The 13657-nt window shown below is 38.2% G+C and carries 12 protein-coding genes and 1 other RNA gene; 7 read left to right on the forward strand and 6 right to left on the reverse strand.

All coding sequences use genetic code 11. From position 1 onward, the window contains the following. Positions 1-39: 39 nt before the first annotated feature. Both ggt and H5092_RS10555 read right to left on the reverse strand, forming a co-directional pair. The gene (ggt, locus tag H5092_RS10550; RefSeq protein WP_182733465.1) at positions 40-1713 is read right to left on the reverse strand and encodes a gamma-glutamyltransferase; all 1674 of its coding nucleotides are present in this window, start codon (positions 1711-1713) and stop codon (positions 40-42) included. Positions 1714-1811: 98 nt separating this feature from the next. Continuing rightward, the gene (locus H5092_RS10555; protein WP_024596749.1) at positions 1812-2354 is read right to left on the reverse strand and encodes a GNAT family N-acetyltransferase; all 543 of its coding nucleotides are present in this window, start codon (positions 2352-2354) and stop codon (positions 1812-1814) included. A 51-nt stretch (positions 2355-2405) separates the two neighbouring features. Here H5092_RS10555 and H5092_RS10560 point away from each other — a divergent pair, with 51 nt between their 5' ends. After that, the gene (locus H5092_RS10560) at positions 2406-2771 is read left to right on the forward strand and encodes a hypothetical protein (protein WP_024596750.1); all 366 of its coding nucleotides are present in this window, start codon (positions 2406-2408) and stop codon (positions 2769-2771) included. A gap of 101 nt (positions 2772-2872) precedes the next feature. Here the strand turns inward: H5092_RS10560 and fabB are convergent, their stop codons facing one another. Further along, positions 2873-4084, reverse strand: coding sequence for a beta-ketoacyl-ACP synthase I (fabB, locus tag H5092_RS10565; RefSeq protein ID WP_004335606.1), 1212 nt, complete (start codon positions 4082-4084; stop codon positions 2873-2875). A 179-nt stretch (positions 4085-4263) separates the two neighbouring features. On the opposite strand from fabB, the gene mnmC reads away from it, so the two are divergent. Continuing rightward, positions 4264-6273, forward strand: a complete 2010-nt coding sequence (mnmC, locus tag H5092_RS10570) for a bifunctional tRNA (5-methylaminomethyl-2-thiouridine)(34)-methyltransferase MnmD/FAD-dependent 5-carboxymethylaminomethyl-2-thiouridine(34) oxidoreductase MnmC (RefSeq protein ID WP_182733466.1) — start codon at positions 4264-4266, stop codon at positions 6271-6273. A gap of 57 nt (positions 6274-6330) precedes the next feature. Here the strand turns inward: mnmC and H5092_RS10575 are convergent, their stop codons facing one another. After that, positions 6331-7812: an OmpA family protein gene (locus H5092_RS10575; protein ID WP_182733467.1), complete on the reverse strand. Its 1482-nt coding sequence runs from the start codon at positions 7810-7812 to the stop codon at positions 6331-6333. 318 nt (positions 7813-8130) lie between these two features. Here H5092_RS10575 and H5092_RS10580 point away from each other — a divergent pair, with 318 nt between their 5' ends. Both H5092_RS10580 and H5092_RS10585 read left to right on the forward strand, forming a co-directional pair. Continuing rightward, positions 8131-8454, forward strand: coding sequence for a hypothetical protein (locus tag H5092_RS10580; RefSeq protein ID WP_024596752.1), 324 nt, complete (start codon positions 8131-8133; stop codon positions 8452-8454). Between the two features lie 182 nt (positions 8455-8636). Continuing rightward, positions 8637-9272 carry an NAD(P)-binding oxidoreductase gene (locus tag H5092_RS10585; protein WP_182733468.1) on the forward strand — a complete coding sequence of 212 codons (636 nt, stop codon included), beginning with the start codon at positions 8637-8639 and terminating at the stop codon, positions 9270-9272. 176 nt (positions 9273-9448) lie between these two features. Here the strand turns inward: H5092_RS10585 and H5092_RS10590 are convergent, their stop codons facing one another. Then, positions 9449-10207, reverse strand: coding sequence for a sulfite exporter TauE/SafE family protein (locus H5092_RS10590; protein ID WP_024596754.1), 759 nt, complete (start codon positions 10205-10207; stop codon positions 9449-9451). Between the two features lie 186 nt (positions 10208-10393). Between H5092_RS10590 and H5092_RS10595 the strand changes: the two genes are divergently transcribed. The 3 genes from H5092_RS10595 (at position 10394) to H5092_RS10605 (ending at position 12999) form a co-directional block, all read left to right on the forward strand. Then, positions 10394-11398, forward strand: a complete 1005-nt coding sequence (locus H5092_RS10595; protein ID WP_182733469.1) for a YHYH protein — start codon at positions 10394-10396, stop codon at positions 11396-11398. A gap of 35 nt (positions 11399-11433) precedes the next feature. Beyond that, the gene (locus H5092_RS10600; protein WP_182195342.1) at positions 11434-11730 is read left to right on the forward strand and encodes a hypothetical protein; all 297 of its coding nucleotides are present in this window, start codon (positions 11434-11436) and stop codon (positions 11728-11730) included. Between the two features lie 135 nt (positions 11731-11865). Beyond that, complete coding sequence (locus H5092_RS10605) at positions 11866-12999, forward strand: hypothetical protein (RefSeq protein WP_182733470.1); 1134 nt, start codon at positions 11866-11868, stop codon at positions 12997-12999. A 98-nt stretch (positions 13000-13097) separates the two neighbouring features. Here H5092_RS10605 and ssrA read toward each other — a convergent pair. After that, positions 13098-13454: a transfer-messenger RNA gene (gene ssrA, locus H5092_RS10610) on the reverse strand. Positions 13455-13657 lie beyond the last annotated feature (203 nt).

Here is a 13657-nt window from a genome sequence, read left to right on the forward strand (position 1 = left end):
TGTTTAAAGCACCGCGCTTTTAGCGCGGTGTTTTTTTATTTAAAAAACAATTGATTTACCACGTCCTGATGCTTCAGAAGCGGCATCTAATTGGCCCTCTTTATTAATAATAACGTGTAAGTCACCAAAGTGATTCTCATCTATGGTGTAGCCCATTTTTGTAAGCTCTGCTTTTACGCTATCGGTTAAACCTATGTGTGTTCTAATTATATTTTTAGGCCACAGTTGATGATGAAAACGAGGGCTATTTACAACCTGCTCTGCAGTCATATCAAACTCTACCGCATTTAAAATAGATTCGTACACAGAGCTAATAATTGTTGTGCCACCAGGCGAGCCTGTCACCATTTTAACGGTGTTGTCTTTAAGGAGTATTGTAGGCGTCATAGAGCTAAGCATACGCTTGTGCGGCTGTATTTCGTTAGCTTTGCCGCCTATTGCACCAAACACATTCATAACGCCTGGTTTGGCGCTAAAGTCGTCCATTTCATCATTTAAAATAAATCCCGCACCTTCAACAACTACACCGCTACCAAACCCTAAGTTTATTGTGGTGGTATTTGCGACAGCGTTACCCATTTTATCAACGATTGAAAAGTGTGTAGTTTGCTCACTTTCTTTAAGGCCCGGTTTAATATTTTCGGTAGTCGAGATAGCGGTTAACGAAATGCCATTACTGCGCTCTTTGAGGTAGTTAATATTAGTTAATGCGTTGACTGGTACATCAAAAAAATCAGGATCGCCTAAATACTCCGCCCTATCTGCAAATACACGTTTACCTATTTCAGAAAGTAAGTGTACATACTGAGTAGAGTTATGCGCTAAGCCCGCATCTGGTTTTTGTAACTCATACATTTTAAGCCACTGTAAAATAGCAATACCACCTGAACTCGGCGGTGGCGAAGTAAGTACTTCATAACCATTCCAACTCGCTTTAATAGGTGTACGTGATTTAGCGGTGTAACCTTTTAAATCATCTTGATTAATTATACCGCCATGTTGGTGCATAAATTTAGCAATAATATTTGCAGTTTCGCCTTTATAAAACCCATCTTGGCCGTTATCACGGATACGCTTTAGCGTCGCCGCTAACTCGGGTTGCTTAAATACTTTATTAGCTTTTACATCAGCAAAGTATTTTTCAAAGTTTACATTTATTTTTTGCTCTTTTAGATGGGCTATATAATTGCTCACACCTTTTGCTAACTTAGGCGGAACTACAAACCCTTGCTCAGCCAACGTTACCGCTGGTTGTACTAATTCTTCCCACTTTAAAGTGCCATGTTTTTTATGGGCAAGCCACATGCCCGCTACACTGCCAGGTACACCGCTTGCATGAATACCATATATTGATTTGTTTGCAATAACATTACCTTGCTCATCTAAATACATATCACGATGAGCCGCTGTTGGCGCTGTTTCGCGATAATCTATAAAATCGCCCTTGCCATCTTTTTGAATAAGCATAAATCCCCCGCCGCCAATATTGCCGGCTTCAGGAAGCGTTACTGCAAGTACAAATTGTGCCGTAATAGCCGCATCAACAGCATTACCGCCTTGCTCTAATATACTTTTAGCAGCATCGGCACTGAACGAGTCAGGCATTGCTACCGCGCTTTGCGATAAAGGCTGCGCTAAAACACTAAAAGCAGCGAACTGTAAAACCAGCACACTTTTGACAATTAATTTACGTGGTGAAAAAAGCAATCCCATACAACATCCTTAATTTATTATTTTTTAGTTACGCATTCTTATTAATGCACGTCACTTAAGGACAGGTCAATCTTTATACTGTTGATATTTAATCATCTTTAAACACTTTTTGAATAAAGCACCGCAGGTAAGTCGCCTTGCTCGTCTGTATGTGTATAATTTTTTATAAATTGCAGACCTAGCTTTTTCATTATATTTATAGAGGCCGTATTATCTTTTAGTGCCGTTGCACTTATCGCCTTAACGTCATCTTGCTTTATAAGTTCATCACATAATGCTAAAGCCGCCTCGGTTGCATAACCATGCCCCCAACTTGCTTGCTTAAAGCGCCAGCCTATTTCAATATCACTGTAGTTTGGTGCATCAGTAAAAAAGCACATAGGCCTTATTAATACCCAACCTATAAATGTATTGGTTTGCTTTATAGTGATACTCCACAGCCCCCAGCCTTTAAGCTCATTTCGATATGCGAGCATACGAGGCACTCCCTCATTTTTTATTTGCTCTAAAGAGGTAGGTTCACCTCGTGTTAAATACTGCATTACAGCTGGGTCTTGGTCGAGTTCAAATAATTGAGGCCAATCATGCTCATTCATTAATTTAAAATTTAATCGTTTTGTTACGGGGGCGTTCATTTTCATTGTTGTATAGTCTGCCTCGAATTAATTATCAGTCTCTAAAGGAGATAGCACATGAATAAATTAGCAGGTTTAGCTTTATTAGGCACTTTAATTACATTAACTGGTTGTGAAGATGCCAACGAAGTTAAAGAAGATGCAAAAGATAAAAGCGCACAAATGCAAGAAAAGCTTGGTGATGCATGGAACGACGTTAAAGAGACAACTAACGATCTTAAAAATGACGAGTCTTTAAACGAGCTATTAGAGCAAAGTAAAGCAATGGGCTTAGACATGTACGACGACGGCAAAGAGATTGCGGTTGACGCATGGATTAAAAGCAAAGAAGCTGCTGGCGAGTTAACTGAAAAAACTAAGCAAAAAGCGCAAGAAATTGCAGACGAAATTGAGCAAGCGCGTCAAGAACATAACGAAGGTTAATTAAACTTTCGATAATAAAAAAGGAAAGCCTCGGCTTTCCTTTTTTGTTTTGGACTATTTAGCCCAGTTATGCGTTTGCATATAGGGCTTATAAGCTCAAATTAACCTTTGTACTTACTCATCACTAAAGTCGCGTTTGTGCCACCAAAGCCAAAGCTATTAGACATTACAGTATTTAACTCAACATCACGACGCTCAGTAATAATATCTAAACCTGTCGCTTGCTCATCTAGCTCATCAATATTAATTGAAGGTGCTACAAAGCTGTGCTCTAGCATTAATAATGAGAAGATAGCTTCGTGAACACCTGCAGCACCTAGGGCATGACCCGTCATTGCTTTAGTTGCGCTGATCATTGGTGATTTACCACCAAACACTTCTTGTATCGCACCTAGCTCTTTAACGTCACCTACTGGTGTAGATGTACCATGCGTGTTTAGGTAATCAATACTATCTACATCTTGCATAGCTTGGCGCATACAACGTGCTGCACCTTCGCCAGATGGAGCAACCATGTCGTAGCCATCTGATGTTGCACCGTAGCCAACAATTTCAGCGTAAATGTGCGCGCCACGTGCAAGTGCATGTTCAAGTTCTTCAACTACAACAATACCGCCGCCGCCAGAAATAACAAAACCATCGCGATTAGCATCGTATGTACGAGATGCTTTTTCAGGTGTTTCGTTGTATTTAGTAGAAAGTGCGCCCATAGCGTCAAATTCCATTGCCAATGTCCAGTGTAGCTCTTCACCACCACCAGCAAACACAACGTCTTGCTTGCCAAGCTGGATTTGCTCTACTGCATTACCAATACAATGCGCAGATGTTGCACATGCAGAGCTAATTGAATAGTTAACACCTTTAATTTTAAATGGTGTTGCTAAGCAAGCAGATGTAGTGCTCGCCATAGTGCGTGGCACCATATAAGGCCCTACACGTTTTACGCCTTTTTCACGTAAAATATCAGCAGCTTCTACTTGCCATTTAGACGAACCACCGCCAGAGCCAACAATAATACCCGTGCGCTCATTTGATACTTGGTCGTCAGACAAACCTGAGTCTTCAATTGCTTGCGTCATTGAAATATAAGAGTAAGCAGCAGCATCTCCCATAAAGCGCATTGCTTTGCGGTCAACGTGTGCTTTAACGTCAATATCAATTTTACCCGATACGTTACTACGTAACTTATAATCGGCAAATTCTTGATTAAAAGCGATGCCGCTTTTGCCCGTTTTTAACGATTCTAATACTTCTTCTTTGTTGTTACCTATACTTGATACAACACCGATACCTGTAATTACAGCTCTTCTCATGGGTAATTCCCTTAGCTTAATACTTAATTGCATTCTATTTTACGCGAATTTAATCACCTAAGTGGTCAGCTTTCTAGCGTACACTTGTACTCTGAACTGCTAGCTTATAAATAACGCCAGACTATTTCAAAGAAAACCCGTAAAATAATTAAAAAATATATCTATAAAATTAAAAAATCATGATCAAAAATGCACATATACACTTTAATAATTTAGGTACACCTTTCGCTAATGACTTCGGTGATATTTATTTTTCTAATGACGATGGCTTAGCTGAATCGCATTATGTGTATTATGAGCAAAATAATATAGATGCACGATTACAAAATCATGACCAGCCACATTTTGTTATTGCTGAAACCGGCTTTGGTACAGGTTTAAACTTTTTAAATACATGGCAACGCTTTACTGACCACCTTGCACGTCAACAAGTTCAAAATCAATTAGATAATGGTGTTAAACGCTTACACTTTATTTCATTTGAAAAATATCCACTGCACATAGACGATTTAAACAAAGCACTACAGGCATGGCCATCATTAAGCGCCTTTAGTAACAAATTATCTAAACAATACCCAATTAATTTAGAAGGATGCCACAGACTCGAATTTGACAATGGACTGGTTGTTCTCGATTTATACTTTGGTGATGCACTTGAATCAATACAAGCAATGAGCTATCCGCAAACAGGAATAGTTGACGCTTGGTATTTAGATGGTTTTGCGCCAAGTAAAAACCCCGAAATGTGGCAGCAAAGTTTATTTAATTCTATGGTCAATATATCAAGGGCAAGTGCAACCTTATCAACATTTACTTCAGCAGGTTTTGTTCGCCGTGGATTAATTGATGCAGGCTTTAATACTAAAAAAGCCAAAGGCTTTGGCCAAAAAAGAGATATGCTTGTTGGCCAACTAGAGTGCGTAAATGATGCTCAATCAGCTCCTGCATATTTTCATCAAGATAGCAGCGCTTTAAAAAAAGTAGCGGTCATTGGCGGCGGTATAGCCAGTAGCTGCATTTTATATAGTTTGGCTAAACGAGGCATAGCAAGCCAATTATTCTGCCAAGATGAAAAACCAGCTATGGGGGCATCGCACAATGTGCAAGGCGCTATCTACCCTCACCTACAAGCTAAAAATTCACCGCACAGCGAATTGTTTGCACATAGCTTTTTATACGCAAAGCGCCTATATAACAACTTACTTAGCAGTGGTTTTAATTTTGATTACGATTGGTGCGGCGTATTACAACACGCAGTAAAAAAGCCTCTGGCCGATAAACATGAAAACTTAGCACAAAAACAACTGTGGCCAACCCAGCTAATGCACAACGTAACCGCAGAGCAAGGCGACGAAATAGCCGGCGTAGAAACAGGTTATTCGGGCGTGTTTTTTGAACAAGGCGGCTGGGTTAACCCTCCGCAATTAGTAAACGCCATGTTAAGCGCTGCAAATAGCATAAACCCATTTAAAAGCGTATTTAACTGCAATATAAAACAGCTTAAAAAAACTGACAGCGGTTGGTTTTTATTAACGAATGATGAGCAGTTAGGTCCTTTTAGTGATGTAATTATTTGTGCAGGCGAGCACAGTGATGCATTTGAGCAAACAAAAGCGCTACCAATAGTAGGCGTACGCGGGCAAGTTTCACATATTGAGGCAAGTGAGCAATCACGCAAACTTAAAACAGTGCTGTGCCATAAAGGGTATTTTACCCCAGCCTATTTAGATCATCACTGTATGGGAGCCACGTTTGAAAAAAATACCAAAAGCCGTCAAGTTACAGCGCTCGACAACCAATTAAACCAAGAGCAACTACTTAGCTTTTATCAGCAAAGTGAATTTGCCTCAACCCTTGGCAATATTACCTCGGCAAAAGCAGCTGTACGATGCACATTTATAGATCACCTACCAATGGCAGGGCAATGGTGCGAACAAAGTGATTATACAATGGCCTTTGCTAACTTACGCTTAGGTAAACGCTATCAGTACGAGCAACTTAATAAGCCACAACAAGGCCTACATATTTTTACCGGCTTTGGCGCCCGCGCTTTATGTAGCGCACCGCTAAGTGCAGAACATCTCGTAAGTTGTTTAAATAACGAGCCTCGCCCATTAAGCGAACGTGTAAGCCAAGCTATTCACCCTGCTCGGTTTATAGTACGAGATTTAATTCGTAATAAAATTTAAATGAGGTATACACATTAAAATAATAGATCTAATGTGCATATAAATTAAAAACGTAAATTATTTTGAACTAGACAACCTTTCAACTAATTCAACACGGCGGTTTAGTTCACGACCTAGATCATTTTTATTAGTTGCAACGGGTGAATAAGGACCCGCTCCTTGAGCTAATAACCTTTCTTTAGCTACCCCATAATCAGCAATTAATGCATTAACAACCGCATCAGCACGGCGCTTTGAAAGGTTGACATTATAATTAGGCGAACCTTTATCATCGGTATGACCAACAACATATAAACTCAATTTTTTATTTTTTTCCATAACTTGAGCAATAACATCTAACGCCTCTTTAGATTCAGCTTTAATAGTGGCTTTATCATAATCAAATAAAATACCGTAAATAGACGCCTTTCCTTTTTGCTCTAACTGCTCAAGAACTTTATCACTATTCGTTTCTATTAAGCCTGTCACTAAGGGCTCTGTACGAGCAACAACAAGCTGAATACGAGAATCGCCATTATAGTTACCTATAAAAAAGGCAACGTAGGTAGTTTGCTCATTTAGAGTTTTTTTCATAACTTGATATCTAGGTTGGTGAAAGTAGTTATAAACAGGTTTGATTGCCAGCTTATCGCCTAATGCTTGAATCTCTTTTCTTTTTGTACCGCATTCATTTTTTTGACAAGAAAATACGGTTTCAAAACCTTCTTTAGTCAAAGCACTCACATAGTTATGATAAATTTTTAACGTCGATACTTTATTCGCAATATAAGTAATTCGCGTTAAATCTCCTGTAACATCAAGCATAGGTGAAGTACTCGTTTTTTTATCAGACTTGCCAATTGGGATACTAAACTCCTCATAATCAATATTTTTATAATCCTCGATATAGCTACCAGGGTAACGACTTAATAAAGGATGATCTGCAGAACCTTTATAATCTCCATGTGTAGATTTTTTTATTTTATTATTAACTTTTTTCTTGAATGCTTCAAAATCAGCTTTTATTAGTCCAGTTTCAATTTCTTTAATATTGATCGTAGTCAAAAGCGCTTGTGTCGTATTTTTATATTGTCCAACAAATAACGAAATGGCAGCTTCAGGAACCTCTCCTTTTGCTGCGTAAATATAATGTGGTTGTCCGTAATAACTAGACACGTTGAAATAGCTCGACTCTTCAGCCAGCAATTTATCCTCTCGCTTTTCATAACAATCGTTTAAAGAACATATATACAAAACTTTAAATCCAGCATCATTTAAAGCGTCTTTGTAGTTTTCTATTACCTTTAAAGAAGCAACATTCTTTATTTGATAAGAAAAATGACTTACATCACCAATAAATGTCTTATATTCAAATTTTTGAGATTTTTTTAGCGCAGGATTAAAGGCTGATACAAACTGTGCTTCTTCACCCGCTAAAGTGAATTTTTCTTCTAATTTCGCATCGGGGTAAGCCGTTAGTAATAGCTTTGCTTGCAGGTTAAACGCGCAGCACAGGTAGGCAGTACAAATTAAAAGTACTTTGATAATACTATTTTTCATGGAAATTCCTTTTAAAGTATTAGTTTACATTAGCACTATGCCTAATGAGCAAACTTAATTCAACGATCCTTATTTGTGTAACTTTTTCACACTTCAACGTATAACTGAAGTGCAGCCATATTAAGAGTTGTATAATGCGTCGGTTAATAAGCTGTTTAAATAACGAGCCTCGCCCATTAAGCGAACGTGTAAGCCAAGCTATTCAACCTTCTCGGTTTTTAGTACGAGATTTAATTCGTAATAAAATTTAAATGACAAAGGTGCTTATTGAGGTAAGATGAGTACCAATAAATGGAATTTATTATTTAAAGGACTTTAATGAAAACTTTAGCATTTTTAATAATACTGCTATGCACTCTATCGTTTAATGTACTTAGCCAAAACGTCACTGAAATCCCACTTCCTGAAGAGTTTGTTACAACAATGGATGTAGCCGGCGAATATCCAATGGTACGCACTGGTTATTTAACAGATTCAATTTCTGATATCGCTCGCTTTTATCAGCAAAAATTAGGAGAGCCGTTAAAAACAAGCGGCAATAATACATATCGCACTTTGTTTTATAATTACCAAGAACATAAGGTTCGTATTAGTCTATATCGCCGTAGTTATGTGACCGAAGTGAGTATAATGGTTGAATAAAAAGTTCTAAAAAACACGCCAAAAGCAGCTAATTTTAATACTCAGTTAAGTATTGAATTTTAATTAAAGTATTTTTTGAAATTAGCTCATTTAAACTCTTTTTTACCCTTTAAAAATTATCCCCTACCCCAAGGTCTGTTTGTAAGCACATTACTTTTACTATTTATTGGAAGGAGTTAATTATGAGTAAGACCCTAATTATTGGCGCAAGCGGACAAATAGGTAAAATGGCAACTGAGCTACTTTTAGAAAATGAGCAAAATGTTGTTGCATTAGTGCGTGACAAAAATAAGCTAAGTGATTTAAACAGCTCTTTTTTAACTATTGTTGAGCAAGATCTTGAAGGCGATTTTGGCGAAGCAATGAAAGGCTGTGACCAAGTGATTTTTGCTGCAGGTTCTGGCGGAAGTACAGGCGATGATAAAACTGTACTTATTGATTTATGGGCTGCAACTAAAGCAGCTACCTTTGCAAAAGAGCATGGCGTTAAACACTTTATTATGGTCAGCTCAATCGGTGCAGACGACCCAGATTCGATTCAAGGTGATTTAAAACCTTACTTAGTTGCCAAGCACATGGCTGACGAGCACTTAATAAATAGTGGTTTAAATTATACCATTGTTCGCCCTGGTACACTGACTGATGATAGCGCTTCAATGCAAGTAACAACGCAGCGACCAAGTGATCGTTCTGAGGCTAAAATTAGCCGCGAAAACGTAGCCAATGCATTATTACATATTGCGACTAACTCATTTATTAGTAACCGCATTTTTGAGTTATTTGATGGCGACAAACCAATTAAAGCCGCTGTTAAATAAGCTTTAATACCAATTTATTTAAACGTATAAACAATTATTGCAGATTAGTATAGTTCATCGATAAGCCCAAAAATTACAGTGTAGTCGCTCTGCACCGGTAGTTTTTAGGCAATGAATTGTTTAATTCGCTTAAGTGATTTATGTTTAATAAAATTAAATTTACTCCACTAAGTAAATTAGTGGAGTAATATTTTAATACCTTGCCAACCGAGTTGTAGCGTTAATAACGTTAAAACGACTCTAAAAATACGCTCAAATTTATCCCCAGACATACTTTTAAGTAATTTAATTCCAAACCAAGTACCTACAGCACCACTTATTATCATAGCAATTACAAGCGGCATCCATTGCCAAAAACTAAAGCCAACAGCACCATAAATTACCGCTTTTAATAAATGCTGCACACTCATAATGCTCGAAAACGTTGCCGTAAATTTTAACTTTTCGTAATTATTTATATATAAACAGCTACCAACTAATGGCCCGCTCGCTCCCACAAACATAGAAATAAAAGTCGTTATGCCACCGGCGACCATACGCCATAACTTAGAGGTTAATTTTACTGGCGGTGTTTTACCCCACAGTAAATAAATAACAAAAATAGCGACCACTAACTTCATAGCATCAAGCGATATATCATCAATAACAAAACTTGATAACCCCGCCCCTACTAAGCCGCCTAACGCAAAATATACAAACATGCTTTTATCAATATGCTTAAAGCTGAGTAATAACCTATTTGCATTAGAGCCAAGCTGTACTAAACCATGCACAGGCACAACAACTGCCATAGGCATAAACGACGCCATAACAACAAGCAACATTAGCCCGCCACCCGCACCAAATGCAGCAGATATAAAAGAAGTAAAGCCAGCGGTGATCATCATTAATAGAAACAAAAATAAAGACATACTATCGGGAAATAAAAAGTCCATAAAACTCCACTGCCTATTTAGGTACTTTAAAGTCGCAGTATTTTAAACAATAAAAGGTACAACATACACCTATAGCAAGTGTTATAAGTCTCTATTTCAGGCAATGTATTATGTTGCGTTGTTTTTGCACTTTGTTTGCACATTTAACAAATATTATACATTCAACTTCATTACCGGATATTTCTGATGAGAAAACTTAACGCACCAATTTTAGCACCGCTTACAGTGTGCATACTTGCACTGGGCTTAGCTGCCTGTAACGGTAGTGATGCTGAAAATACCGTCGTAACTGAAACAACCACCGATGAGGGCACTACAACAGATACTTCAACCGATTTCGTTGTTGAAGTTGACCCTTTTAACTTTGAAAGCGATGCGCTCATTTCATCAATTACAACTCAAACATGTACGCTAAGTAATGGCGATGAAGCTTCATGCTACAAAATTGATATAGCCGGTGCGCCTTCAAATTACGAGATTGGTGTATTCTGCCCTAGAAATATCACATCAACAGCAGACGAAGCCGGTATTTGGTTTGATGGCACCGGTGAGGTTTACGATATAACTGGCGACTTTATTTTAAATCTACCAACATTGTATAACGATAGCCATTGGAAGCTATACGACGAAGGTACAGGCCTTGTAAATGTAACAGACACAAAAGAATCGTGTGATGGTGCTGCACGTCCAAACGTAGAGGAGCAATACCAAAATCACTGCGTAGAATGCTCTATTGATTATGTTGATGGCGGTATATCAGAATCATTTTTAATACCAATAACGCCTGTTGCAACCACTCAAAATAGCAGTATTGGTAACACTAATGTAGGTGTTGCTCTAAATGGTGTTGTACTTGCTGCATCCGCCCCTGTTGAGGCTATTCTAGGCGCATACACTATTGCAGCCTTTGATGATTGCGCTGGGCATATTAACTTAGTAGCAGGTTATCACTACCACGGTGAAGCAGGCTGTAGCCAAACACAAATCCAATCAGATGGTCATGCCGCCATGATGGGTTATGCACTCGATGGATTTGGTATATTTGGCATGCTTAACGAAGATGGATTAGAACCCACTGATTTAGATGAATGTAGAGGCCACACCGACGATACACGCGGATACCACTACCATGCAGCCGATGTATCTGAAAACATGTTTATTGGTTGTTTTAAAGGTGCTACCGCAAGATAACTCGCATTCTGGCCAAATAATTAACTGAGATACTAATGAAAATATTTAACGTAATAAAAGCATTAACCACTGGCTTTTTACTTGCTACCTCATGCTCAGCGCTAAGTCATGCAGGCCACGGCTCAAACGCGCCTTGGGAAGCATGTGAAGAAAAAGCCATTAATGAAGGTTGTAGCTACACAAGCCATGATAAAAAAGCGACAGGCACATGCCAAGCAATGAACAAAGTACTTATGTGCGTTCGAAATAAACCACTTGAAACATTAATAGACAAAGCAACCCAATCTGCCAGTGATCAAAAGCAATCTGTAAAATCACTCGCAAAACGATAAAGTAAAGTAACAGCTACACGCCAAAGTCTTAACGCTGTTTGTTAAGGCTTTTTTTAATCACAAATCATTAGAAAGCATACCCTTTATCTGTTAAATTAGCTTTGTGTATCAAATAATAAAAATAGAATTCCAAAAATGGAATTACACAAGCAAGGTACTAACGTGAGCGCTACATTTAAAATTGTTTTTAATGGTCAGTTATATCAAAATACTGACCTTACCTCTGCCCAAGAAAAACTTAGCCAACTTCTAAATATTCCTCATAATATTGTTGTTCAGTTATTTGATGGAAAAGCTTACGCTTTAAAAAAAGACTTATCGAGTATTGATGCTGTTAAAACAGAATCCTCACTAAAAAAGCTAGGATTAATTACTAAAGTAGAACCGCAACTCTCTACTGTAACCTCTCAATCTAAAAATAATCAAATAGCACTCACTGAGCACAACAAAAATACAGATAAACACATTAGTGAACGCACTGATGGCAAAAGTATTTCAATACAAAACGAACGCCTAGATACAGACGAAGCCCCAAATACAGCTGCAGCTATTAAGCAAAGTTATAATAAATATAAATTACTGCGTAACACTTTAAAAAGCGGATTGTACTTTTGCTATTGCGCACTTTGTATTATTACCATAATAGGCGTAGGGATCAGTGTTAATGCACTTAAAAACAATTTTGGCACTCTAAATAATGGAACCACAAATAACACAACTACAAACAGCTTAAGTTACCAAAACTATAAACAATATTTGATTGATCAAAACAGCCTAAATCAACCAACACAAAAAGTAACAAACGAGCAAGCAGCTAACCCTACACAGCAAAAAAGTAATGAGTACTTTAGTCGCTTTTCATCGCTAATAAATAGCTACGCGCAAAGTACAGGACAAGCTGATATAAAAACGATGGGGGGCGATAAATTACAACAGCACCTGCAAGAAATAGATGACCTAGGCCCTAAAAATGAATTTTGGCAGCAACTGGTACAACTTTCAAAAAGCTTAGATAACGATAAGCACGCAATAGGGATGCTCAATAATACTGACCCCGCCAAGGTACAATGGATAAACGCGGTAGATTGGATCAGCCAAAGCTATATTAGGCAACATCAAAACTCGCAAACTACCAACAACTCTCCTGTCACTACCTACGAGCCAAGTAACCCTATACTTAACCTAACGTTGTTAATAAGTATGCTGTCGTTATTTAGCCTGCTTGTGATTGCAATAAAAATGAAACTACGTGCTATAAGACATTCTTAAACTTTATTTTATAAATTCCATAAAAAAACCCGCAAATTTGTATTAACAAATTTGCGGGTTTCTTATGGTTTTCGAATAACGAGTTCAAAAACCTTTATTGGTGGAGCTGGGGGGATTTGAACCCCCGTCCGAAAAGCCTCGACCGTCGGTACTACATGTTTAGTATTGTCATTTAATTAACCTTTAAGTCCCGGACAAACACGGTAAATAAAGGCGAGGCCGCTTAGTTTTAACGCTTCAACCCCGGCCAGGGTTTCCGTCGCGATCAGGTGTTAGGGTGACACTCCAAAATCCAGTCCACAAGAATACATGGAAGGAGCGCTAGCCAGCCTAAGCTGCTAGAGAGTAGTTATCGTCGTTTGCGATTACTTTAGGTTGCGGCTGTTTAACGAGGCAAACCGCACCTCGACATGCACCTTGGGCTTCTTGAATTCCGTCGAATCCTAATCAGCCCCTGAATTAGTAACTCAATTCAGAGCGTGCAAACAGTATAACTGAGTAAAGTACTGATACTCAAGGCCTAGTAACGCTTTATTTTAATTACGTGCACTAACCGAGCATTAAGTAACCAAAATTTAGTTTATGCAAGCCCATATAAACATTTGCTTAACAATGTGTTTAACCTGTGTTCAAATAAGGAGTTAAGGTTTTTGTCATT

The organism is Pseudoalteromonas sp. SR41-7 (assembly GCF_014163935.1).
Lineage (GTDB): Bacteria > Pseudomonadota > Gammaproteobacteria > Enterobacterales > Alteromonadaceae > Pseudoalteromonas > Pseudoalteromonas distincta.

Coding starts and splice junctions, on each gene's coding strand:
- ggt (WP_182733465.1), bottom strand. CDS start 1,713: ATGGGATTGCTTTTTTCACCACGTAAATTAATTGTCAAAAGTGTGCTG.
- H5092_RS10555 (WP_024596749.1), bottom strand. CDS start 2,354: ATGAAAATGAACGCCCCCGTAACAAAACGATTAAATTTTAAATTAATG.
- H5092_RS10560 (WP_024596750.1), top strand. CDS start 2,406: ATGAATAAATTAGCAGGTTTAGCTTTATTAGGCACTTTAATTACATTA.
- fabB (WP_004335606.1), bottom strand. CDS start 4,084: ATGAGAAGAGCTGTAATTACAGGTATCGGTGTTGTATCAAGTATAGGT.
- mnmC (WP_182733466.1), top strand. CDS start 4,264: ATGATCAAAAATGCACATATACACTTTAATAATTTAGGTACACCTTTC.
- H5092_RS10575 (WP_182733467.1), bottom strand. CDS start 7,812: ATGAAAAATAGTATTATCAAAGTACTTTTAATTTGTACTGCCTACCTG.
- H5092_RS10580 (WP_024596752.1), top strand. CDS start 8,131: ATGAAAACTTTAGCATTTTTAATAATACTGCTATGCACTCTATCGTTT.
- H5092_RS10585 (WP_182733468.1), top strand. CDS start 8,637: ATGAGTAAGACCCTAATTATTGGCGCAAGCGGACAAATAGGTAAAATG.
- H5092_RS10590 (WP_024596754.1), bottom strand. CDS start 10,207: ATGGACTTTTTATTTCCCGATAGTATGTCTTTATTTTTGTTTCTATTA.
- H5092_RS10595 (WP_182733469.1), top strand. CDS start 10,394: ATGAGAAAACTTAACGCACCAATTTTAGCACCGCTTACAGTGTGCATA.
- H5092_RS10600 (WP_182195342.1), top strand. CDS start 11,434: ATGAAAATATTTAACGTAATAAAAGCATTAACCACTGGCTTTTTACTT.
- H5092_RS10605 (WP_182733470.1), top strand. CDS start 11,866: ATGGAATTACACAAGCAAGGTACTAACGTGAGCGCTACATTTAAAATT.